Annotated in this window: 18 protein-coding genes; 8 read left to right on the top strand and 10 right to left on the bottom strand. The window is 74.7% G+C overall.

Translation table 11 applies throughout. The annotated features are described in order from the left end of the window. The first annotated feature begins 37 nt into the window (after window positions 1-37). The 6 genes from IE272_RS22995 to IE272_RS22970 are packed head-to-tail and all read left to right on the top strand — an operon-like array spanning window position 38 to window position 9,299. Window positions 38-1,048, top strand: a complete 1,011-nt coding sequence (locus IE272_RS22995; RefSeq protein WP_190007763.1) for a hypothetical protein — start codon at window positions 38-40, stop codon at window positions 1,046-1,048. After that, window positions 1,045-2,748 (top strand): CocE/NonD family hydrolase, encoded by a 1,704-nt coding sequence (locus IE272_RS22990; protein WP_190007761.1) that lies wholly within the window; start codon window positions 1,045-1,047, stop codon window positions 2,746-2,748. Before IE272_RS22995 ends, IE272_RS22990 begins: the two co-directional genes overlap by 4 nt. After that, window positions 2,745-4,112 carry a YcaO-like family protein gene (locus tag IE272_RS22985; RefSeq protein ID WP_190007851.1) on the top strand — a complete coding sequence of 456 codons (1,368 nt, stop codon included), beginning with the start codon at window positions 2,745-2,747 and terminating at the stop codon, window positions 4,110-4,112. The genes IE272_RS22990 and IE272_RS22985 overlap by 4 nt, the downstream gene beginning before the upstream one ends. 14 nt (window positions 4,113-4,126) lie before the next feature. Then, window positions 4,127-5,755, top strand: a complete 1,629-nt coding sequence (locus tag IE272_RS22980) for a nitroreductase family protein (RefSeq protein ID WP_229897422.1) — start codon at window positions 4,127-4,129, stop codon at window positions 5,753-5,755. After that, window positions 5,752-7,491, top strand: coding sequence for an ABC transporter ATP-binding protein/permease (locus IE272_RS22975; RefSeq protein WP_190007756.1), 1,740 nt, complete (start codon window positions 5,752-5,754; stop codon window positions 7,489-7,491). Before IE272_RS22980 ends, IE272_RS22975 begins: the two co-directional genes overlap by 4 nt. Continuing rightward, the gene (locus tag IE272_RS22970) at window positions 7,488-9,299 is read left to right on the top strand and encodes an ABC transporter ATP-binding protein (protein ID WP_190007754.1); all 1,812 of its coding nucleotides are present in this window, start codon (window positions 7,488-7,490) and stop codon (window positions 9,297-9,299) included. Before IE272_RS22975 ends, IE272_RS22970 begins: the two co-directional genes overlap by 4 nt. Before the next feature lie 42 nt (window positions 9,300-9,341). Here the strand turns inward: IE272_RS22970 and IE272_RS22965 are convergent, their stop codons facing one another. The 3 genes from IE272_RS22965 to IE272_RS22955 form a co-directional block, all read right to left on the bottom strand. Then, window positions 9,342-11,807 (bottom strand): SpoIIE family protein phosphatase, encoded by a 2,466-nt coding sequence (locus tag IE272_RS22965; RefSeq protein WP_190007752.1) that lies wholly within the window; start codon window positions 11,805-11,807, stop codon window positions 9,342-9,344. Window positions 11,808-12,032: 225 nt separating this feature from the next. Next, window positions 12,033-13,280 carry a glycoside hydrolase family 26 protein gene (locus IE272_RS22960; RefSeq protein ID WP_190007750.1) on the bottom strand — a complete coding sequence of 416 codons (1,248 nt, stop codon included), beginning with the start codon at window positions 13,278-13,280 and terminating at the stop codon, window positions 12,033-12,035. Window positions 13,281-13,402: 122 nt separating this feature from the next. Further along, a complete protein-coding gene (locus tag IE272_RS22955) occupies window positions 13,403-14,692 on the bottom strand; it encodes a cytochrome P450 (RefSeq protein WP_190007748.1) in 1,290 nt (429 codons plus the stop codon). A gap of 254 nt (window positions 14,693-14,946) precedes the next feature. On the opposite strand from IE272_RS22955, the gene IE272_RS22950 reads away from it, so the two are divergent. Continuing rightward, window positions 14,947-15,426, top strand: coding sequence for a tyrosinase family oxidase copper chaperone (locus tag IE272_RS22950; protein WP_190007746.1), 480 nt, complete (start codon window positions 14,947-14,949; stop codon window positions 15,424-15,426). Window positions 15,427-15,445: 19 nt separating this feature from the next. Beyond that, on the top strand, window positions 15,446-16,309 hold the full coding sequence (locus tag IE272_RS22945) for a tyrosinase family protein (RefSeq protein WP_057667531.1): 864 nt from the start codon (window positions 15,446-15,448) through the stop codon (window positions 16,307-16,309). A 67-nt stretch (window positions 16,310-16,376) separates the two neighbouring features. Here the strand turns inward: IE272_RS22945 and IE272_RS22940 are convergent, their stop codons facing one another. The 7 genes from IE272_RS22940 to IE272_RS22910 all read right to left on the bottom strand — a co-directional run bounded on the left by IE272_RS22940 (window position 16,377) and on the right by IE272_RS22910 (window position 23,623). After that, window positions 16,377-16,658 carry a chaplin gene (locus tag IE272_RS22940; protein WP_050362787.1) on the bottom strand — a complete coding sequence of 94 codons (282 nt, stop codon included), beginning with the start codon at window positions 16,656-16,658 and terminating at the stop codon, window positions 16,377-16,379. 137 nt (window positions 16,659-16,795) lie between these two features. Next, complete coding sequence (locus tag IE272_RS22935) at window positions 16,796-17,944, bottom strand: GNAT family N-acetyltransferase (RefSeq protein ID WP_050362788.1); 1,149 nt, start codon at window positions 17,942-17,944, stop codon at window positions 16,796-16,798. Next, a complete protein-coding gene (locus tag IE272_RS22930; RefSeq protein WP_050362789.1) occupies window positions 17,941-18,615 on the bottom strand; it encodes a YveK family protein in 675 nt (224 codons plus the stop codon). Before IE272_RS22930 ends, IE272_RS22935 begins: the two co-directional genes overlap by 4 nt. Further along, window positions 18,612-19,748, bottom strand: a complete 1,137-nt coding sequence (locus IE272_RS22925) for a glycosyltransferase (RefSeq protein WP_057667533.1) — start codon at window positions 19,746-19,748, stop codon at window positions 18,612-18,614. Before IE272_RS22925 ends, IE272_RS22930 begins: the two co-directional genes overlap by 4 nt. Next, on the bottom strand, window positions 19,745-20,557 hold the full coding sequence (locus IE272_RS22920; RefSeq protein WP_050362791.1) for a polysaccharide deacetylase family protein: 813 nt from the start codon (window positions 20,555-20,557) through the stop codon (window positions 19,745-19,747). The genes IE272_RS22925 and IE272_RS22920 overlap by 4 nt, the downstream gene beginning before the upstream one ends. After that, window positions 20,547-22,265: a murein biosynthesis integral membrane protein MurJ gene (murJ, locus tag IE272_RS22915; protein WP_050363199.1), complete on the bottom strand. Its 1,719-nt coding sequence runs from the start codon at window positions 22,263-22,265 to the stop codon at window positions 20,547-20,549. Before murJ ends, IE272_RS22920 begins: the two co-directional genes overlap by 11 nt. Next, complete coding sequence (locus tag IE272_RS22910) at window positions 22,262-23,623, bottom strand: O-antigen ligase family protein (RefSeq protein ID WP_190007745.1); 1,362 nt, start codon at window positions 23,621-23,623, stop codon at window positions 22,262-22,264. The genes murJ and IE272_RS22910 overlap by 4 nt, the downstream gene beginning before the upstream one ends. Between the last annotated feature and the right edge of the window lies 1 nt (window position 23,624).

The following is a 23,624-nucleotide window of genomic DNA, read 5'->3' as shown; positions in this document are numbered from 1 at the left end:
CGAACGTTCCGCCCCGCATTCCGCTCCGGAGGATTCCGTGACCCGCAGTCGACTCGCTCCCGGCACCGGGATCGTCACCGTTCCCGGTGGTGCCCCCGTGCTCCGGACCTCCGGAGGGGAGTTCCTGCGCATCGACACCGGCGGTGTCACCGGCGAGGACCTGGTGCGCCGGCTGACGGGGAAGGGGGCGCCGGAGAAGGAGACGCCGGACGAGGGCGCGCACGCGGCCGAACTCGCCCGGCTCGTAGCGGCGTTCGAAGCCGCCGGGTACGCGCTGTCCACCCCGCCGCGGGCCCCGCTGGCCGGCCGTACCGTCCATGTCCTCGGCGACCCCGTGCTCACCGCGCCGGTGGCGCGCTGCGCCGGGGCGGAGGGGGCCGAGGTCCACCGGATCACTCCGGACGGTGTGGCGGAGCTGGCCCGGGCGGCCCCGGACGACGGCGCCGAAGGGCGCGTCGCCGTGGTGTGGTGCCTCGACTCGCCCGTGCCGAATGGGCTCTGGGACACGGCGGACCGGCTGCCCGGGCGGCGCATCGCCTGGCTGCGCTGCCACCGCGAGGGCGCCCACAGCTGGATCGAACCCCTCGCCGCGGCCCCGGGCGACGTCACCTCCCGTCACATCCGTCTCCGCAGACTCGCGGCCACCCCCGCCCATCGCGAACTCGCCGCGTACTGGGCCGGACACCGGACCCCCGACACCGGACCCCACCCCACCGAAGCCTCGGCCGCCCTGATCGCCGCGCTCCTCACCGCCGATCTGATCGCCTGGGCCGAAGCCGAAGCCGAAGCCGAAGCCGAAGCCGAAGCCGAAGCCGAAGCCGAAGCCGAAGCCGAAGCCGAAGCCGAAGCCGGTGAGGTAGAGGGAGTCGGATCCGGAACGAGTCGGGCGGCCGTTCTTCCGGTGCGCCGTCGGCTCCGCCGGATCGACCTGCGCGATCTCACCCTCACCGAGCACCCCGTGCTCCCCGTCCCGGACGTCGCCCCCCTGCCCGCCCCGGCGGCTGTGCGGACGCGTGCCGGGGCCGGGACCGCCGAGGCGGGCCCGTGAACACCCGTACCGTGTACGTCCCCACGGCGGACGGCACCGCGCTCGCCACCGACGTACGCCTCCCGGACGGGACCCGCCCCGTTCCCGCCGTCCTGATCAGAACCCCCTACGGGCGCGAGGCCCACCGCGCCGAGCTGCGCGGCTGGTCGGCGCACGGATTCGCCGCACTCGCCCAGGACGTACGCGGCCGCCACGGCTCACCGGGGGAGTGGCACCCCTACCGGGGCCACGAGGAAACGGACGGCGCGGCCACCGTCGCCTGGGTGCGCGCACAGGCGTGGAGCAACGGGGAGGTCGTCGCCGTCGGCGCTTCCTACGCCGCGTACTGCGCCCTCGTCACCGCACTCGCCACCCCTGAAGCCGCCTGCGATGCGGGCCCCGAAGCCGACCTCTATGACTTCCACCGCGACGGAGCGACCGACAACCTTCGCCGCGACGGAGCGCCCGGAGACCTCCACGGTGACGACGGAGTCCCCGACGCCGTCATCGCCGCCGTGCCCGCGCTCGGTCTCACCGAGACGGCGCGCGAGCCCGGGGGGCCGGAGCGGCTGTGGGCCCGGGCCGGCTGGTGGGCGGCGCACGGCGACCGTCGCGACTCCGACCCGGACGCGCTGGCCCGCGCCCTGGCGGACGACCCCCGACTGCTCGAACACCTCCCGGTAGCCCGCCTCGCGGAGCGGCTCGCCGTGAGCCTGGGGCGCGAACTGCCGTCCTGGCCCGGGCTCTGGGCCGACCGCGCACGAGGCCGGCTCGTCGCGCTGGGCTCCTCCGCCCGCCTTCCGCTGCTCGCCGTCGGCGGCACCCGTGACCCGTTCGCCGAGGACACCGTGGCCCTGTGGCGCGGCTGGGGCGGACCGTCCCGTCTGCTGCTCGGGCCCTGGGGCCACCGCCTCACCGCCGACCCCGCCGCACCGGCGCGCGTACGCGTCAACCTCGGTGCGCTGTACGTACGGTGGGCCCGCGCGGCGCTCGCCGGGCGGCTGGAGCCGACACGGCACGGGGCCATCGCCCTCGGCGACAGCGGTCGCTGGCACAGCACCCGGCTGCGGAGCACCCCCCGCCCCGCGAGCACGCAGGATGCCACCCCGCAGGACGCCACCGCCCAGGAGGGGACGGAGTGGTGGCCGGAGGCGGAGAGCCGCTGGTCCTTCGACTCGCCCACCGGTCTGCGGCTCCTCCACGGAGCCGAGTTCAACGCCGACCCGGACCGTCCCGTGCGCTCCGACGACCTCGCCGTCCCGGCCGAAGGCGAGCGTGCCGACCGCTGTCTGCTCCTCTCGCCGCCGTTGCCCCGCCCGCTCGACCTGGCGGGAGCCGCCGTCGCCCGGATCAACGTCACGGCCGACACGCCCTGTGCCGACTGGGCCGTACGCCTGACCGCACTCGACCCGACCGGCCGCGCGGATCCGCTCGCTTTCGGCATCGTCCGGCGCACCGGCCCGCCCGGCGAGGCCGCGGACATCAGCGTGCCGCTCGGCACACTGGGCCGTCGGCTGCCCGCCGGGACCCGATTGCGCGCGGAGATCGCCGGACACCACTTCCCCGCCCACGCCCGCAACCCGCACACCGGCGAGGACCCCGTCACCGCCACCCGGCTCGCCCCGTCCCGCCGCACCGTGAACACCCGGGGCAGCGCCCTCCACCTGCCCGTCGTCGCCCGACGCCGCTACGTCGAGCCCGCACCGGAGATATGCCGTTGACCAGCGCCCTGCCCATCGAAGCACTCGTGGACCCCGTCAGCGGGATCATCCGCGACGTCGCGCCCGTCGAGCACCCCACCGGTGCGCCGCCCCGCTACACCGCGATGACCGCCGATGTCGCCGACGCCCGCCGTCTCGGCGCCTGGCCCGCCGACCGCGTCTCGCTCGGCACCACGTTCGGCGACCCCCGGGGCGCGTGGATCGCCGCGGTGGCCGAGGCCGTCGAGCGCTACTGCGGCAACCGCCTCCCACCGCCCGGCCACCCCCAGGAGCCCCGCCGGGCCACCGCCGCCGAACTGACCGCCGAGGGCCACCGCCTCTACGGTCCCGGCGCGCTGCCGACGTACGCCCCCTGGCAGTTCGCCCGCCCGGGATTCCCGTACGCCGAACTCACCCCCGACACACCGGCGTTGTGGACCCCGGCCACCGAGAACGGGCGACCCTGCTGGGCCCCCGTCGCGCTGACCCATCTCAACTGGCGTCAGGGCGAGCTGCGTTCACTGCCCCGCACCCACCACCTCAACTACGCGGGCATCGCCACCGGGCAGGGCCTCGACGACGCCGTCGAGCGCGGCCTCCTCGAAGTCGTCGAGCGCGATGCCCTGGAGCTGTGGTGGCACCTGGACGGTCCCACCCGGGGCATCGACCCGGCCAGCGTCCCCGGACTCACCGAGGACCTGGCCGGCTGCGGGCTGGACGTGCACATCGTGGAGATGCCCTCCGAGTTCGCCCCCTGCGTGGCGGCCCTAGCGCACGATCCCGTACGCGGCATCTACGCGGCCGGGTTCGCCTGCCGGTACGACCCGGCGGAGGCGGCCCGCAAGGCCGTGCTGGAGGCCGTGCACACCTGGGTGTTCACCCAGGGCGCGGTGGACGCCGACGGCTGGGTGTACCGGGCGGTCGAAGCCGGGATGCTCGCCCGTGGCCTCTACCTCGACCACCGCGCCGACCGGCGCTATCTCGACGACTGCGGGCCCGAGTTCGCCGCCGTCCGGGACCTCGGTGCCCATGTCCAGGTCTGGCTGGACGACCGGATGGCACCGCTCGCCCGACGTTTCACCGAACCCGCTCTCGGCACGGTCCCGGTCACCGCGATCGACCCCGGCAGCCGCACCGCGCTCGACACGGCGCTCGCCGCCGGGGGGCACCGGGTGATCACCGCGGACCTCACCACGGAGGACGTCGCCGAGACGAGCCTGCGCGTCGCCCGCGTACTTGTCTCCGGGCTGATCCCGAACGCGCCTGCGGCCTTCGGTTACTTCGGCTGCCCGCGATTCGCGGACGCCGCGCTCGCCCGGGGCTGGCGAACCCGACCGCCCGCCGCGCCGGGGGACTTCACCCTCGCCCCGCCCCCGCACATGTGAAGGAGCGCGCCGCCATGCCCGACACCTCGTCCCGGACCGCCGCACCCGAATCCGGGACGCGCCCCGCGTCCGGCCTCCTGCGCCGGGCCCTCGCAGAGACCCGCTCCTCGCGCGCGCCGGGCCTCGCCCTGTACGTTCCCGAGCGCCCGTTCCCCTGGGGCGGGGCGGGGATGCCGTTGGCCGGGGACGAGGCACGGCCCGGGGTGGGGGGCCGGGCCACGGTCGACCTGGACCGCGTCCTGCGGCTCTCGCTGGCCGCGCCCGCCGGCACACCGGGCCGGCTGCGCCCCGTCCCCTCGGCGGGAGCACTGCACCCGGTGCGCGCCCACCTCCTGATCGGGCTGGGGTGTTCGCTGCCGCCCGGACGCTACGCCTACGACCCGCGCGCCCACCGCGCCCACCGGCGCGGCCCGGCGCCCGACGGCGTGTCCCCGGGTGTGCTCGTCGTCCTCACCGTGGCCGCGTCGCGCACCGTCGCGCACTACGGCCACCGCGCCTGGCCGCTGCTGCTGCTGGACACGGGCCACGCCGCCGCCGCCCTGGCAGTGGCCGGACCCCCGGCCGCCGATGTACTGGTCTGTTTCGACGCGGACGCCGCCCTCCTCTCCGCCGCCGCCGCCGGGCTGCACGCCGCCCCGGACCGGCCGGACACCCGGCCCGGAGCCGAGCCGGAACTGCCGCTCGCAGCCGTCAGGCTGACACCCACGGGCGTGACCGCCGACGCCCCCGGGACACTGACCGCCTGGGCGGGCCCGATCCGTGCCGGAACCCCGTCGGCGCGACCCGGCGCGGAGACCGCAGCGCCCGCCGAACTCGCGGCGGCACGGCACCTGTTGCACCACATCGCGCGAGCCCCCGAGCTGCCCGGCGGCACCTGGCACCCGGCCCCCCGCCCGGAGCCGGTGACCGACGGGGCGCTGGAGAAGCGCCGGAGCGCACCGCCCGACGACCTGACCCACCCGCCCGGCGAGGACCTGCTCGCCCGGCTCCTGACCACCGCGCGGACAGCACGGCCGGACGGCCCCGCCTGGACAGCGGCGGTCGGGGGTGACGCCCCGGGCCTGTACGCCAAGGCTCCCGGCAGTCGTGGTCTCGACGTCCGCGCCTCCGGGGACGCACGTCCCACCCTCGCCCGCTGGGCCGCGGGCCAGCAGTGGATCGGCGGCGCGGGCGCCGTGCTCCTCGCCCACGGCTGCCCCGGTGACGCCCCGGCGGCCGCTGTTCGCACCTGCCACCTAGCCGCCGGGTACGCGGCCGGAGCGGTCCAGGCCCATGCCACCGCACTGGGCCTGCGCTCGCGGCCGATCGGCTCCTGGCAGCGGGCGGACCTGGGCGCGGCGCTCGGCGAGGCCCCCGGACGCGACTGGATCGTGCACGGCCTGGCGGTAGGGGCGCCCCCACCTCCAGGCCGTGCCGCCCCGGGCTTCGTCCGACACCCACCGACAGCCGAAAGGCCAGCCGCCTTGACGCCACTCGCCTCAACGCCGCCTGTCACGACGGCACCCGGCTCAACGCCATCCGCCTCAACGCCACCCGCCCCAGAGGCACGTCTCCCGACGCCACCTGCCCCGACGCCACCCGCCACAGCGACCACGACACCCGCCGCCCCGGCGACTCCGCCCGTCGAGGAAGAACGCCCATGATGCTCCACCCCGAACTCCTGCGCGCCGCGAACACCGCGCGCCGCCCCCTCGGCCTCGCCACCGCACTGCTCGCGGCGGTCACCGCCACCCACCTCGCCCAGGCCGTCCTGCTCGCCCTCGTGCTCGCCCGGATCGCCCGGGGGGAGACGGCCGCCCTCGCCCCGCTGCTGGCCGCCGTCATCGCCGTCGTCCTGGTCCGCGCCGGCCTCGGCCGCGCCCAGCGCCTGACCGCCGTCACGGCGGGAGCCACCGTACGGATCAGGCTTCGCGACACCCTGCTGGAGCGGCTCGGCGCCCTCGGCCCCACCGCGATCACCGGTGCGCGCGCCGGAGCCGTGCGCGCCACGCTGGTGGACGGCGTCGAGGGCGTCGACGCGTACGTCTCGCGCTATCTGCCCCAAGCGCTCATCACCTGCGCCGTTCCGCCGCTGCTGCTCTTCGCCGTCGCCCTCGTCGAGCCGTACGCGGCCCTCGCCCTCGGCCCCGCCCTGCTGCTCGCCCTCCTCGGGCCGCGCTGGTGGGACCGGCTGCTCGCGCGGCGCGGCAAGGAGCACTGGGACTCCTACGAAGCCCTCGCCGCCGACTACCTGGAGGCACTCCAGGGGATGCCGACCCTGCGTGCCAGCGGTGCGGTGGGCCGCGTACGGGAACGGCTGGAGCGGCGGTCGGCCGCCCTGCACCGGACCACCGTCGCCAAACTCCGGGTCTCGCTCGTCGACACCGGCCTCACCGACCTGGCCGTCCAGGGCGGCACGGCCGCCGCCGTCCTCGTGGCGTGCTCATCTGCGGCCACCGGCCGTACCGCCGCCACCGGCACCTACCTCCTGCTGCTCCTCGCCTCCGAATGCTTCCGCCCCGTCCGCGACCTCTCCCGCGAGTGGCACGCGGGCTATCTCGGGGTGTCCGCGGCCGACGGGATAGCAGGCCTGCGCACCGCCGAAGCCGCCGTGCCCGACCGCGGCACCGTGGCCGCCGACTGGGCGAGCGCACCCGAAATCCGGTTCGAGGACGTGCACTTCACCCACCCGGGGAGCGGGCGGCCCGCCCTCGACGGCGTCAGCTTCACCGCCGCCGCCGGGCGGACCACGGCGGTCGTCGGCCCGTCCGGGGCCGGGAAGTCGACCCTGCTGAGCCTGCTGCTGCGGCAACGGGACCCGGACCGGGGCAGCCTCACCGTCGCCGGGACGGCCACCGCCGCGTACACCCTCGCCTCACTGCGGCGGGGCATCGCCGTGGTCTCGCAGGACACCTACCTCTTCCACGCCACGATCGCGGAGAACCTGCGGATCGCCCGCCCGGCCGCCACCGACGAACAACTGCAAGCCGCCGCCCGCACCGCCGGGATCGACCAGGAGATCGACCGGCTGCCGGACGGTTACGCCACCCTCGTCGGCGAACGCGGTGCCACGCTCTCCGGCGGACAGCGCCAACGAATCGCCCTCGCACGGGCGTTGCTGGCCGACGCCCCGGTCCTGATCCTGGACGAGGCCACCAGCGCGGTCGACGAACGCGGCCAGGCCCGCATCGTGCGGGAACTGTCGACGGCCGGCCGAGGACGCACCTGCGTCGTCGTCGCCCACCGGCTCGACGCCGTACGCCACGCCGACCACATCGTCGTCCTCGACGCGGGCCGTGTCGCCGCGACGGGCGACCACACCACCCTGCTCGCGGGCGGCGGCGTGTACGCCTCGCTCGTCGCGGCCGGGCGCACCGCACAGGAGGAGCGCGCCGCATGACCCCGACCCCGGCCCCGACCGACCCCGCCCGTTCCCCGGTCCCCGCCACCCCCGACGACGCCGGGACCGGCGCCCTGCGCTCGCTCCTCCCGGTCCTCGGCGCGCACCGCGCCACCGTGCTGCGCACCTGCCTGGCCGCCCTAGTCGACCAGGCGGCCCTGGTCGCCCTCGTGACCCTCGCCGCGTACACGGTGGGCACAGCCGTCACGGAGCACCGCCCGCCCACCACCGGGACCGTCGCCGTCCTGATCGGGCTCGTCCTGCTCCGGGCCCTCGCCACCTGGCGGGAGATGGACCTCTCGCACGACCTCGCCTACCGGGTCCTCGCCGAACTGCGCGTGCGGGTCTTCGACGGGCTGGCCCGCAGCGCCCCCGCCCGGATCGCGGGCCGGCGCAGCGGCGACCTCGCGGCCACCGCACTCGGGGACGTCGAGGCACTGGAGTTCTTCTACGCCCACGCCATCGCCCAACTCCTCGCCTCCGGGCTGGTCTTCGCGGTGTCGGCGGCTGTGCTGGCGGCCCTCGGCCCCTGGCTGCTGCTCGCCGTCGTGCCCGCCGCGCTCCTCCTGATCTGGTCGCCGCTGTTCGAAGCGCGCGGGCGCGCCGAACGCGGGGCGCGGACCCGGAGCGCGCTCGCCGAGGTCTCGTCCGAGACCGTGGAGAGCGTCGACGGGCTGCGCGAACTCCTGATGGCGGGGGCGCTGAACCGCAGGCGGGCCCGGCTGCGGTCCGCAGGCCGCGGGCTCGCCCGCGCCCAGCGCGCGGAGCAGTCCTGGGAGACCGGGGCGGGCGCGACCCGTGATCTGCTGGTCGTCGCCGCCGTCATCGGGGTGGTGGCGGCCGCCGCCCACGCCGCGTCCGCCGGACGTCTGGACGGGGCGTGGGCCCCCGCCGCCATGGCCCTGGCGCTGGGAGCCCTGGCCCCGGTCGCCGAATCGGCGGCCGCACTCGGCCGGGCGGGCAGCCTGCGCGCCGCCGCCTCACGGGTCCGGGCCGCCCTGCACGCCCCCGCCGGAGCCCCCGCTCCCGCCGCCCCCCGCCCCGTACCGGCGGGGCCGCTGGGCCTGCGGCTGCGCGGCGTCCGGTTCGGCTACGGGGGCGAGCCGGTCCTGGACGGCCTCGACCTGACCGTCCGGCCGGGCGAGACCGTGGCCCTCGTCGGAGCGTCCGGGGCAGGCAAGTCGACCTGCGCCCACCTCCTGGCGCGGTACTGGGACCCCGAGGCCGGCGCCGTGGAGCTCGTGCCCGCCGCCCCGGCCCGCCCCGTGGACCTGCGGGACCTCACCGAGGAGGACCTGCGTGCCGCCGTGTCCGTGGTGGGGCAGGAGGCCCCGCTCTTCCACGGCACCCTCGCCGAGAACCTCCGCCTGGGTACTCCGGACGCCACGGCGGACGACCTGGGCGCGGTGACCCGGATCTGCGGCATCGCCCCCATCGCCGACGCCCTGCCCGACGGGCTGGACACCGCCGTCGGCGAGCGCGGCGCGACCCTGTCCGGCGGCCAGCGCGCCCGGGTGGCCCTGGCCCGGGGGCTGCTGAGCGGGCCGCGCGTACTCGTCCTGGACGAGACGACGGCCCATCTGGACCACCGGGGCGACGCGGAACTGTCCCGGGCGCTCGCGGCCGACTCCGCCACCCGGACGACCCTGGTGATCGCCCACCGCCCGGCCACGGTCCGCAGGGCCGACCGGATCGTGGTCCTGGACGGCGGGCGCATCGTCGAGGAGGGCACCTGGGACGAGCTGATCCGGGCGGGCGGGCCGCTGACCCGCCTCTTCGCCCGCGAGGACGCGGCGGCCCACTCCTAAGGGCTGTCCCGCATTTCCCGGCGGGCATCGATCAGGGGAGGGTCAGGGAAGGGGCTGCTCCGCCCAGATGATCTTCCCCTGGGGGGTGTAGCGCGTGCCCCACCGGTGCGCGAGCTGCGCGACGAGGAACAGCCCGCGCCCGCCCTCGTCGGTCGTCCTGGCGTGCCGCAGCCGCGGTGAGGTGTTGCTGGCGTCGGACACCTCGCAGGTCAGCGCCGACTGGAACAGCAGCCGCAGCCGTACCGGCCCCGCGCCGTACCGGATCGCGTTGGTCACCAGTTCGCTGACGATCAGCTCCGTCGTCATCGACAGATCCTCCAGCCCCCACGCCTCCAGCCGGCGGGAGACCTTGGCCCGGGTCTCCCCGACCGCCGCGGGGTCCACGGGCACGTCCCACGAAGCCAGGTGTTCGGGGCTCAGGCGATGCGTCCGGGCGAGGAGCAGCGCGATGTCGTCCGGCTGGGGGACGGGCAGCAGTTCCTTGACCACCGCCGGACACAGGTCCTTCAGCGGCATCCCGTCCCGGGACACCGCCCGGCCCAGCCGCTCCATGCCGCGCCCGAGGTCCTTGTCGGCCCCTTCGATGAGCCCGTCGGTGTAGAGGCCGAGGAGACTCCCTTCGGGCAGCTCGATCTCCAGGGACTCGAAGGGCAGCCCGCCGAGTCCCAGGGGCGGCCCGGTGGGCAGGTCCGGGAAGCTGACCGTGTTGTCCGGCGTGACGACCACCGGCGGCGGGTGACCGGCCCGCGCCATCGTGCAGCAGCCGCTCGCCGGATCGTAGACGGCGTACAGGCAGGTGGCCCCCACCACCGTCGTCCCGCCCCGCTCCGCCGGTCCCCCCGCGCGCTCCTCCTCGCTGAGCCGGAGGACGAGATCGTCCAGGCGGGCCAGCAGCTCGTCCGGGGGAAGATCCATGTCGGCCAGCGTCTGTACGGCGGTGCGCAGCCGGCCCATGGTCGCGGCGGCCCCGATGCCGTGCCCGACGACATCGCCGATGACCAGACCGACCCGGGCGCCGGACAGCGGGATCACGTCGAACCAGTCGCCGCCCACCCCGTCCTTCGCGTCCGCCGGAAGGTACGACGACGCCACGTCCAGCGCCGTCCCGCCGCGCAGCGTGTGCGGCAGCAGGCTCCGCTGGAGCACCAGCGCCGCGGTGTGCTCCCGGGTGTAGCGGCGGGCGTTGTCCACGCACACGGCCGCACGCGCCACCAGCTCCCGGGCGGGCGCCACATCGTCCTCGTCGAACGGCACCGGATTCTGCGACCGCATGAAGGTGGTCAGCCCCAGCACGGTGTCGCGCGCCCGCATCGGTACGGAGATCAGCGAGTGCAGCCCGAACTCCCGGAGCCGTGCGGCCCGCTCCGGCTGCTCCACCGTCCACCCGTGGCTGTCCGGGTCGAGCGCCGGGAGCAGGACCGGGTCGCCGTCCAGGAGGAAGTGCGCGTCGTGCGGCGGCGGTACGAAGTCGACCGTCTCCCCGACCCGTACGACCGCCTCCGGGCAGCCCTCCCGCACCGAGCTCATGCCCGCCCGGCGCATGGCGGGCCGCTCGCCCTCGGCCGGTGCCGGCGCCCCCGGCCGGTCGCCGCCGAACGGGTTCTCCAGCAGGTCGACGAAGACGAAGTCCGCGAACCGGGGCACCGCGAAGTCGGCGAGCTCCTGCGCCGTGCGCTGTACGTCCAGGGTGCTGCCGATACTCGCTCCGGCCTCGTTCACCAGCGCGAGCAGTCGGCGCGCGTTCCACCGGTCGGTGACGTCGAGGACCATGTAGCCGATACCGATCTGCCGGTCCCCGGCGTCGGCGAGCGGGAAGAACGAGCTCGCGTACGCCCTCCGGCGGTGCGGATCGGCCCAGCTCCAGCCCAGGTACTCGTAGTCCGTGATCGCCTCGCCGGTCGACAGGACCTGCCGCATCAACCGCTCGATGGGCGCCGCCAGCGCTGTGGGCAGCACCTCGCTCGGCCGGCGTCCCAGCCGCTGCTCCCGGGGCACGCCGCCGAACCGTTCCAGGGTGTCGTTCAGCCACAGATAGCGCAGCTCGGGGTCGAGCACCGCCATCCCGACCGGCGACCGGGTCAGGAAGTCGTCCAGCACGGACCCGCGCATCGTCCAGTGCGGGGTGAGTTCCCGCCCGGACACCAGGAAGCCCTCCCGCCCGGCGATCAGGAACGAGGCGGTGGCCCGTACGTCGATGTCCAGGGACCGGCCGTCCCTGGCCCGCAGGGGGACCAGCCCGCTCCATCCCGAACCGGCCCGGCAGCGGGCGGCCACCGCGGCCGTGCGCCGGGCGTCCGGGGGGCCCGTCAGCAGCAGGGCGGCGGACCGGCCGACCACCTCGGCCGCCGGATACCCGAGCAGCGCCTCGGCCCCGCGGGTCCAGCCGATGACCGTGCCGTCCCCGGCGATCACCGCCGCCGCGCCGTCGGTCGTCCGCGCCGGTTCCGGCCCGTCCCCGGAGGGCAGCGGGCCGGGCTCCGCCGGGGAGCCCTCATCGGCGGATGCCATTGCACCTCACCACCCTCTGTAGGTTTCCATGGTCGCTCGTCGCCCCGGACCGCGCCCGGCGCGAGATCCCGGGCTGTCCCTCGTTCGGCGGCGTGACGGAGCGGGCGGTGTCCGCGTTGGTGGTGGTGACAAGCGGTTGCTTGTCCACCTGCCCCCGCGCTGGACCCGTGTGGGTGGACGGCTCCGGCCCCGACAGGAGGGCCGGAGCCGTTTCCATGCCCGGGGTCAGTAGCGGAAGCAGATCTCGCGCTCCCGCAGCCACGGGCCCAGCCAGTCGCCGAACGGGACGGATACGCACCACGTGCGGGTGGGCGGCGCCTCGGCCCCCGGCAGCACCGGCGAGGGTGTCACCGGGGAGGGCCCCACGGACGGCGGGACCGTCGGGGCCACCGCCGGATCCGTCGGAGTGGCAGTAGCCGTAGGAGTAGGAGTAGGTGTGGGGCTGGGCGCGGGCGAGGCCGGCGCGGCCATCTCGGTCAGCATCGTCCGGAACACCTTCGAGGACCGCGGATTGCTCCTGCACTGCCAGACGCCGTGCGGGCAGTAGTCCGTCACCGTCTGGTAGAGCGGCTTGTGCCGGTCGATCCACTCCAGCATCCGCCGCATGTACTCGGGGTTGTCGCCGTTGCGGAAGAGCCCCCACTCCGGGAACGAGATGGGCTTGCCGTGCTCCGCCGCGAAGTCGACGTGCTTCTGGAGCCCGTACGGGTCGGTGATCTGGTCGTCGAAGGTCTCGCCGGGGGGCTGGTCGTAGGAGTCCATCCCGATGATGTCGACGACGTCGTCGCCCGGGTAGCACTCGGTCCACGGCACCGCGTCCCGGCCCCGGCTCGGCGTGAAGTCGAAGCGGAAGTCCTGACCCGGCACCGCGCGCATCGCCGTGACGATCCGCTCCCAGTACGCCTTCCAGGCCGCGGGATCGGGACCGCACCGATGCGTGTACGTCGTGCCGTTCATCTCCCAGCCGAGCACGATCACGGTGTCGGGAACGCCCAGCCCCACCAGACGCTCCGCGAGCCGCGTGAAGTGCTGGTCGTAGTCTCCGTCCGCGCCCGCCCGGAGCAGGGTGCGGACCTCGCCGTCCGGGACCCGCTCCTCGTTGCGCTCCAGCATCGGCACGTTCAGGACGAACATCCGTTCAGGGTCCGCCTGTCTCCAGTCCGCCCAGGCTTCGAGGAAATCGGGCGTCCCTTCGATGTTCACCCAGAGATCGCCCGGCAGGTACGTGTGTCCGACCCGCAGCTCCGCCCCGCCGAGCCAGCGCGACAGCTCGGCCATTCTGCGGACCCCGGCGGGCCCGTAGTCCAGATACGCGCCGTGCGCCGTACTGCTCGCCGCCCCCGGCGGGCCGGGAGCGGCGCCGTCGACGGAATCGGTGCCCGGAGGCGACTGGCCCGCGATGCCGCCACCCGCCAGGAGGCTGAGAGCAGCCGCCGCGATGCACGAAACGATGAGACGGCGTTTAGCCGGCATTGCTCCTCCTGGCTGCGGTGAATTCCGGCCGGTTCGGCCTGATAGGGAGAGAATCGCATCATCGTGCACCGGGGGCATGCGCAGGAGTCCATTTATCGTATTCGGCGTTGCGGGCGTGCCGTTCAGGTGAATGTGGGGCCGAACGTGAAGGGCAGCGAGCCGACGCGGTTGTCGAAATTCGAGTCGACCAGTTCCGGATCTCCCAGATTCCGCATGACGGGACGACGGCCGATCAGTTCCCGGAACAGGGCCGTCATTTCGAGACGGGCCAGATGTGCTCCCAGGCAGTGGTGCGGGCCCCCGCCTCCGTACCCCAGATGGGGATTCGGCGACCGGGTGATGTCGAAGCGATCCGGATGGGTGAAAACCGCCTCGTCGCGATTGGCGGACGCATAAATGAGAGCGACTTTCTCCCCCGGGAGAAACGTACGGCCGCCCAGTGCGCATTCCGCGATCACCGTCCTACGGAACTGGATGATCGGCGTCGAATGCCGCACGATCTCGTCGACGGCGCCACCGATGTACCGGTCGAAGTCGGACCGCAGCAGCTCCCGCTGCTCCGGATGCCGGTCGAGCAGGAACAGCCCGTGCGCGATGGCGTTGCGGGTCGTCTCCACCCCGGCCACCAGCAGCAGCGAGAAGAAGGCCCCGAGCTGCTGCCCGGTCAGCGCCTCGCCGTCGATGTCCGCGCTGACGAGCGCCGAGACGAGGTCGTCCTCGGGGTGCCGGCGCCGTTCCCGGGCGAGCCGCCCCATGACGAACTGCATCCGGGCCAGCGACGCCAGCCCACGACCGGGAATCCGCAGCCGGGCCCGGCCCCGGCGCTCGACGCCGACATGCTCCGACGCGTGGTCGATCTGATCCGCGATCCGCGCCCGGTACGCCTTCGGGATGCCCATCAGGTCGCAGATCACCTCCAGCGGCAACCGTGAGGCCGCCGACGGCATGAAGTCCCGGGGGCGCTCGGCGATCAGCTCGTCCACCAGCCGACCGGCGAGCCGGCCGACGTTCTCCTCGACGTCCGCCAGCAGCCGGGGGGTGAACCGCCGCGAGATGATCCGGCGCAGCGCCGCGTGCTCGAGCCCGTCCATGTTGACCATCGAGTTCCCGAACAGTGCCTTCGCCCAGCCGGCCGGCTCCGGGGTGGTGACCCCCGGAGCGCTCGCGAACACCTGGGGCGTGCGGCTCGCGGTCCGGACGTCCGCATGGCGCACCAGGGCGTGGAACGGCTTGCCGGCGGTGCGCGCGGTACCGGCCCGCGGAGTGAACAGGACCGGCGCGTCCAGCTCCCGCAGCAGGGCGAAGGCCCTGAGCCTCTCGGGGCGCGGCAGCCGCCAGAAGGCCGGGTCGGCCAGATCGACGTCCGCCGCGCGCAGTACACGGTCCCCGGACAGCTGGTACGGAACGGTCATGCCCATCACCTCCACGGTTCGCCAGGCCATGGTCCGGCCCGCCGGCCGCCGGAGGCCTCTTCGACGCGGCCCGTCGCCGCCGATGACCCCGCACCCTCACGCGTTTGACGGAACGGAACCACCGCGAGTGCGCCGTACGCCGCACGCACGAGAACTGTTTCGCTCCCGTCTCGTTGTCAACATCGCCATCAGCAGCACCTCGGACGAGTTAACGAGTCAATGAGGCGAGTCAACGAGAGGCAGGCAGTCATCTCATGAGCCCCACCCCCGCGAAACCGGGCGGCACCCGCATTCCCTCCCGCCGGACCGTCCTGCGCGGAGCCTTCACCGCCGCGGTGGTCACGGGCACCGCAGGCGCCCTGCTCCCGCTGCTCGACCATGAGCGGGCCGCCGCGGCCCGGCCGGCACCGGCGCCCGAGGCGCCCGCGCCCGGCCCCGGATCCACGACGGAAGAGTTCGCCGAGATGTACCGGGGCCGGGAGATCCGGGGAACGGCGACCGTCGTGGTCCCCGCCGGCGCCCGGGACGACGACCGCGTGATGGTCGCCGCCGAACCGGGTTCCGAGATCCGCATCGACGGCAGGCCGCTGCACGTCATGAGGCGGGCGGACGGCACCTATCTGAGCGACGTCCGGCACTACGAGTCGTATCCGACGCTGCTGGAGACGGCCCGTGCCGCCGTCGACGAGCTCGGAGCCGCCGGACTCGCGCACCCCGCCGCGCACCGCATGTGAACCAGGAGGACCAGCACCGGTGTACACCCGCAAGAACCAGCGCGACCTCACGCGCACTGAGAAGCGTCGGCTCGTCGACGCGATCCTGAAACTGAAGCGCTCGGGCCGCTACGACGACTTCGTCGTCATGCACCGGGAGTACTACGTCATGGACACCGAGAGGCGCCCGCGTCCGGCGCACATGACGTCCTCCTTCTTCCCCTGGCACCGCCAGTACCTGCTGGAGTTCGAGAAGGCGCTCCAACGCGTCGACGCGGGCGTCAGCGTCCCCTACTGGGACTGGACCCAGGACGACAGGCCGACCTCCTCGCTCTGGGCGGAGGACTTCCTCGGCGGCAACGGCAGACAGGGCGACCGCCGGGTCACCACCGGAGCGTTCGCGTACGAGGCGGGCAACTGGAGCGTCGGCAGGGGCGTCACCGACGAGCACTACCTCACCCGCAACTTCGGCAGGCCCGGCCGCGACCCGGTCTCCCTCCCGACCAAGAACGACGTGGCGCGGGCGCTCAAGGACCCCGTCTACGACACCGAGCCCTGGAACAGCGTCTGCACCGAGGGCTTCCGCAACCGCATCGAGGGATGGGGGATCCGGGGCGTGCGCACGGTGGGCCTCCACAACCGGGTCCACCAGTGGGTCGGCGGTCCGATGGCGGGCGCGGCCTCCCCCGAGGACCCGGTGTTCTGGCTCCACCACTCCTACATCGACCTGCTGTGGGACCGGTGGCGCAAGGCCCACCCCAAGTCCGCCTACCTGCCGGGCCGCAAGCCCGCCTCGCCCGGCCCGGACCGCGACTACGTCTTCGGCCTCGACGACGCCATGCCCCCCTGGAGCGTGACCCCGAGGAAACTCCTCGACCACGGCAAGACCTACCGCTACGCCTGAGCCCGGACGAAGGAACGGCCGGCCCCCTCCGTGAGGAGGGAGCCGGCCGTTCCCGGACTGCGGGAGATCAGCGGCCGTAGCCGTAGCCCCCGTTGTCGTGGTGGCCCGCGTCGGCGTTGACGCAGGTGTTGCCGAAGGCCGGGTTCAGCAGGCCGATCACGTTGATCGTGTTGCCGCAGAGGTTCACCGGCACGTGCACGGGGACCTGGACGGCGTTGCCCGAAAGGACGCCGGGGGAGGCCGCGGCGAGGCCCTGCGCACCGGCGTCCGCGGACGCCATGCCGGCGCCGCCGGCGATCAGGGCGCCGGTGCCGGCCATGACAGCGGCAACCTTCGTCATACGAGACATTCAGAACTCCTTGTAAAGAAGGGGTGTGCTGCGGACGCGAGGCCCGCACCCCCTGACAACGCGGGAGAGGCCGGACGGTAACGGATCAGCTCATAGGTGATATCTCCGACGCCGCTGTCCGGCGTACGCCCGGCGCGTCAGCGCCCGATCACCGGCAGCCCCGTCAACCGCTCGTGCCAGTCCCGCGCCGCCGGGAACCGCGTCTTCACGGTCTCCACCGCCCGCTCCCGTACGGCCACCTGCGACTCGCGCAGCCGCAGCAGCGGCTCCAGCCCCGGCCGGGCCAGCAGCAGCCGCTGATTGACCACCGGCACCGGCCCCCAGTGGTTCTTGTACCGCTCCACGCCGCGCAGCAGGCTCAGCACCTCGCGCCCGCTGTCCGAGGCCTGCTGGGCGACCTCGCGGAGCAGCATCGTCGACACATCGACCTTCCGCTCGCGCAGCGCCGGATCCGCGCCGTACAGATAGCCGCCCGTCAGCAGCCCGGACTGCAACGACAGGTTCGACGCCACCACCTCGCCGTTCAGCCGGAACTCGGTCATGGCCGCCGTGCCGTCCCCCACCATCCGCCCCACCGACCGGATCAGATGGTCCGAGAACCGGGCCCGGAGATGCTCGGGGTTGACCGCCCGGCCCTCCCACTGCCGCTCGTGCAGCCGCAGCAGCGTGCCGATCGCGGCGGGCACCCCGTCCCGCGGGATCCGGTGCGCCTCGATGCCCAGGGCGTCGACCTTGCGCAGCTTGGAGCGCAGCCGCTGACCCCGCGAGCCCGTCAGCCGCGCCACGACGTCGCCCAGCGGCTCGGCCGGCATCTCCATGCACGTCGAGTCCGTGAGCCGGCTCCGGGCCCCGGCCCACCGCCCGAACAGCAACTGCGCCGACGCGTCGGGCCTGACCTCCCGCAGGTCCACCACGGTGTGCCGGGCCGCCCGGTCCAGACCGCGCCCCAGCGCCCCCACCGCGTACCCGGCCTCCTCCTCGTCCAGCAGGATGTCGAAGAAGTCGGAGATCGCCCCGCCCATCGGGACGAGCAGCGGCATCGGACGGTGCACCAGCATCAGCGGCGCCGCCCCGATCAGCCGCCCCGCCCGGCGGACCAGCAGCACCCGCAGCCGGCCCTCCTGGCCGTAGGAGATCCACCACGAGTGCAGCCAGGCGTGGCTCTGGAACGGGGTCGCGGTGGCGCAGCGGCGGTGCAGCGCGTCCCACTCCCCGGCGAGCGCGCCGAACTCCCCGAAGTCCCGGCACAGGGTCACGACGAGGCCGCCCGCCCGCTGCCCCGTCATCGGACGAGCTCCCGGTCTTCCTGGGCGACGGTGCCGCCCCCGGCCGTCGGACCGGGAACCTGCGCCGAGACGGGCCGGCCCGCCCGGCGCGGCCGCACCAGCAAGACCAGGCCGCCCAGCAGTCCGCCCGCTGCGGCCCCCACGGCGGCGCCCAGCGGCACGGACGGCGAGACCGGCTGGTCCGGCGTCATCGCATGGGTGAACTTGATCAGCTTCACCCCGGTGTCCTTGGAGACATGGCCGCTGCTCACGATGACCGCCTCGATGACCGCGTTGGCGATGTCGGCCGCCTTGTGCCGGTCCTCGGACGTACCCGTCACCGCGATCATCGGCGAGTCGGGAGAGGTCTCCGACCGGACGTGGGACCGCAGTTCGCGCATCGGCTCGCCCGCCGCGCCCTGGGCGTACGAGAGCGTCGCGTCGCTCGTCGTCAGCCGCCCGTACGACTGGGCGTACCCCAGGGCCGCCGAGGGGTCCGTCTCCGCCTCCGCGACCGCCATCGCATAGCTGGTGGCCTCGTACCGGTCCGCGGCGAGCGCACTGTACGAGAGTCCGGACGCGGTGCCGATCAGCACGGAGACGGGGAGCGGCCACCAGTGCGGCAGCCGGGCGATGGCGGTGCGCAGCCGACGGACGACGACATGTCGCTGCTGCTCGGGTGAGTCGGTCATGAATGGGCTCTCCGGTTCGGTGGGGCGGTGTCGAGGGCGTACGCGTACACGTCCATCAGGCGCTCACTGCTGCGCCTGATGTCGTAATGGCCGACGGCCCGGGGCGGCGGCCGCCGGTCCGCTCCGGCCTGTATCCGCTGCCGCAGCCGGGCCGTCAGCTCCTCGGGGCTTCCGGCGATCCGGGTGGCCGCGGGGGCGTGGGCGGCGGGCAGGTCGTCGATGGCCGGGCAGGCGTCGTGGAACACGGGCAGTCCGGCGGCGAGCGCCTCCACGGCGGCGAGACCGAAGGACTCCTCGCGGGACGTGGAGACAAAGGCGTCCACGGCGCTCAGCAGCGCCGGAACACCCGGGACCGGGCCGTCCCCGTGCTCGTCGCACTCCCCGAGGAACCGGATCCGGTCCACCGCCCCGAGGCGCAGGGCCAGCGCCCGCAGCGCCCCGGCCTCCGGGCCGTCCCCGGCCAGCAGCAGACGGGCCTCCGGAAGGGCGGCCACCGCGCGGATCAGCACGTCGAACCGCTTGCCCGGCACCAGCCGCCCGACCCCGCCGACGACGAACGCCGCGTCGGGGATGGCCAGTTCCGCCCGTACGGACGCCCGGCGCTCAGCGTCGAAGCGGAACCGGTCCGCGTCGATGCCGTTCGGCACCAGCCGGATCCGGTCGGCCGGCACCCCCCAGTCCCGCAGCCGGCCGGCCACGGTGGAGGAGACGGCGACGGTCGCCGCGCCCAGGCGTTCGGTGGTGAGGTAGAGGGCACGGATGCCCCGGGTGAGCGGGCGGCCCTCTATCTCGGCACGCCCCAGGGAGTGCTCGGTCGCGACGGTGGCCCGGGTCCCCGCGAGGCGGGCCGCGATCCTGCCGTACACACAGGCCCGGTACAGATGAGTGTGGACCACGTCGTAGCGGCCGTCCCGGATCAGCCGCGCCAGCTTTCCGACGGCCGACAGGTCACGGTTGCCGCGCATTCCGAGGTGGGTCACCCGGATCCCGTCGGACCGCAGCTCCTCGGCCACCGCCCCCGGGTTGGTGAGCGTCACGACATCGCACTCCACCGGCAGATGACGCAGCAGCAGCCGCAACTGCCGCTCGGCGCCGCCGACCCCGAGCCCGGTGATGACGTGCAGCGCCCTCACCGCGGGCCGCCCGTCCGCACCGGCCCGGCGGCCCGGGAGCCCGCACCGGGCACCGCCACCTGGCGCAGGCCGTGCCGCAGGTCCTTCGCCCACAGGCGGACCCCCCGGTCCGCCTGGCTGATGTGGGTGCGGGGCAGCGCGAACCGGCTGAGCAGCGGGCCGGGAGCCAGCGCGCACGCGTAGCCGTAGCCCGCCGAGCGAGCGGCCCGGGTGACCCGGCGGTCGAGGATGCCGTACGGGTAGCAGAAGCCCTCCGGGAGCGACCCGGTGAGGTCGCCGATCAGCTCCCGGCTGCGGGCGGTCTCCCGGCGCAGCTCCTCGTCCGGAAGAGCCGTCAGATCCCGGTGGTACAGACCGTGCGAACCGACCTCCATGCCCGCGGCGGCGACCTGCCGGACCTCGTCGTGGGTGAGCAGCGGCTTGCGCGGGCCGAGCGGATCCCACGCGTTGACGCCGCCCGGCCGGCCCGGCAGGACGAAGACCGTCGCCCGGAAGCCGTGCTTGCGCAGCACCGGCAGCGCCTCGTCGAGGAAGTCCGCGTACCCGTCGTCGAAGGTCAGCCCGACCAGCCCGCGCCGCCCCGCGTCTTCCGCGGCCAGCAGCTCGGACACTCCCACCCCGGTCAGCCGCCGGCTGCGCAGCCAGGACAGCTGCTCGTCGAGGCGCCCGGGCGAGACGGTGATGCCGTACGGATCGTCGCTCGGGTCCGTCACCGAGTGATACGTGAGGATCCACGGCTGACGGCGGGTGTGCGGGCGGAGCCGGGACGAGGGAGCGTCGGCGCAACGGGCCGAGGGATCAGCGGCCATCAAGGAACCTCCGTCGGGTGAGTGCCAGCAGGGATACGACCTCGGGCGAGCGCAGGGCGAGCCCGGTCAGGAAGAACGCGGAGGGGACGAGGAGACACCCGGCGGCCAGGCTCAGCACCGGATCGGGGACGAGGGGAGCGCACGCCCAGCCGGCCACGCCCGCCACCAGCGACGCCCCGGTGAGCCGGCCCAGCGAGAGCGCGACGGCCCGCGTCCGGATCGGCACCACCCGGGTGCCCAGGCCCATGAGGAGCAGCAACGCCGTCGTGCTGATCCCGATCGCGTTGGCGGTCGCGATGCCGTCCACGCCGAAGCGGTACGTCAGGGCGTACCCGGCCCCCATCGTGACCAGCAGCCCGGTGCCCATGGCGAACGCCGGGAACCAGGTCGGCCGCCCGGACGAGAAGAACGGCCGGCTCAGCGCGCCGACCAGACAGTGCCCGAGCAGCCCCAGCGCGTACACCCGCATGACCTGGGCGGTGGACGCGGTGTCGGCGGCGTCGAACGCGCCGCGCTGGAAGAGCACCTCGATGATCTGGGGCGCGTAGCCGAGGACGACCGCCGTACCGAGCAGCACCACCGTCCCGGCCAGCCCCAGGTCCCGTTCGACCCGCAGCCGGGCCTTCTCCCGGTCGCCCGCGGCCATGGCCTGCGCGACGACGGGGAAGGTCACCGTGCAGATCATCAGCGACAGCACCATCGGCATCTGCGCGACCTTCTGCGCGTAGTTCAGATGCGAGATCGCGCCCGCCGGCAGCGTGGAGGCCAGGAACCGCTCGACCAGCACCTGGGACTGACGGCTCACCACGAACAGGACCACCGGGGCCAGCACCGCGAAGCCCAGCGGCGGAGCGGTCCGCGCGGCCCGACGGCCCGGCCGCCCGAACCGCGGCAGCCGGGGCCGCGCGAGCGGCACCAGCCGCAGGAACACCGGCAGTTGGGTCAGGATCATCAGCACGCTGCCGACCGCGACCCCCACCGCCGCGGCCCGCACGCCCCACACCGCGTGCAGGGCCAGCGTCATCCCGATGATGCCGAGGTTGTACGCGACATAGACCCCGGCGGGCGGCAGGAAGCTGCGGTGCGCGCGCAGCGCGGCGCTGAAGTACCCGGTGATCCCGAAGGTGAGGACGGTGACCGAGGTCAGCCGGGTGCAGTCCACCGCGAGCCGCGGATCGGCGAGGCCCGGGGCCAGCACGCCCACGACCCACGGGGCCCCCGCGATCAGCAGCGCCGCGCCGCCGGCGAGCAGGAGGAACAGGCGGGGGAGCGTCGTCGCCACCAGATCCCGTACGGGGTCGGAACCGGGAGCTTCCCCGGCCGCCGCCCGTCGGGTCAGGGCGAGACTGAACGCGGGGACCAGGAGGAGCGCCATCCCGTCCTCGATCAGCAGCGTCGCCGCCATCTCGGGCACGGTCCAGGCGATCAGGAAGGCGTCGCTCGCGTCGCTCGCCCCGAAGTACCGGGCGATGGCCTGGTCCCGCACCAGACCGAGGACGGCGGCCACCACGGTCAGCACCGCCGTCCCCGCCGCCGCGCGGGCGAGGAAGGACCCGAGCCGGGGCGCCTCACCGCTCGACGTCCCCGGCGCGACACCGGGGGAGAGGAGACCTTCGGGCTCCGGCCCGGGGGCCGGGAGCAGCGGCGGGGCGGCTGCCACGCCCGCCGGGCGTGCCCCGGTCTCCGTCCCCGTACCGGTGTCGCTCATGCGGCGCTCACCCGGTCCGGCCCGGACAGCGCCCACCAGGCGGCCAGCCCCAGCACGACCCCGCTCAGCACCGTGGTGGGCCCGCCGATGTCCGCGTACAGGAAGTTGACGCTCTGCCAGGTCATCAGGGCCACCGCCGCCAGCCCGCAGTCCACGGCCACGTGTCCGCGCGAGCGGGCGACGCACAGTCGGCGGACCGCGCCCGCCAGGATCGCCGCCCAGCTGCCGAGGAGCGCGGTCAGACCGATGAGGCCCTGCTCGCTGAGGACGAGGAGATACATGTTGTGCGGGGAGAGGAGCGCCTGACGGCGGAACTCCTGGCCCGCCCCGGCCGTGTCGCTGCCGGAGGAGAGCCCGATGGAGGCGTGCCCGTCACGGTGTGCGGGGAAGCCCTTGAGGCCGACCCCGGCGGCCGGCCGCTCCCGCCACATCGCGCCCGCCGCGCTCCACATCGCGTAGCGGTCGCTGACTGACCGGTCGGGGGTGCTGGTCACCCGGGTCACGCTGGCGGCCCGGTCCGCGATCATCTCGGAGCCGATGCCGAACCCGCCGACCACAACCACCCCGGCCGCGCCCAGCACGGCCAGCGACGTCAGTGCCTGCCGCCGCCCGGTCAGCGCCAGGACGACGAGGACCGCGGCGGCCGTGGCGATCCACACGCCCCGGCTGAACGACAGCGTCAGGGGCACGATCAGCGCGACGGCCAGGACGGCGGCGCACGGCCGCAGCCAGGCCGGGGCGTTCCTCGGCGTACGCAGGGCGCAGGCCGCGGCGGCGAGCAGCCCGTAGGCGACGACGGTCGCCATCCCCATGATGTCGCTGGGCCCGAACGTGCCGACCGCCCGGATGTCCTCGCCCATGTAGGAGGCGCCGGTCCCGGTGACGTACTGGTGGACGCCCGTGACGCCCTGGACGACCGCCAGGACGACGAGCGAGCCGGCGACGATCCGGAACCCGTGGGCGTCCCGGAGCAGCAGACACACGGCGATCGGTACGAGGACGAAGACCTGGAGATAGCGGACGAGCCCCGGCAGGGCCGCCGCCGGGTCCGCCGCGGTGACCGTGGCCAGCGCGAAGCCCACGACCGGCAGGCCCAGGACCAGTGCGGCGGTGGCGCTCAGCGGACGCCGCCGCAGATACAGCAGCCGCCCCACGCACACCAGCACCGCGACGCCGGATGCCACGTCGGCCGGGCCGCCGCCCCCGCCCGAGGCCCCGTGGGGCAGGGCGGGCAGCAGAACGGTCGCGACGAGCGGCAGCAGCGGCCAACGGCTCCGCCAACCGCCCCACGGGGGACGGGAGACGGCGCGGGGCCCGGCCGACGTCGACGGCGCGGGCGGGGTCAGCACAGCGGCCATG

The sequence above is a fragment of the Streptomyces anulatus genome (assembly GCF_014650675.1).
Taxonomy (GTDB): domain Bacteria; phylum Actinomycetota; class Actinomycetes; order Streptomycetales; family Streptomycetaceae; genus Streptomyces; species Streptomyces anulatus.
This window is presented reverse-complemented; position numbering and strand designations above follow the sequence as displayed.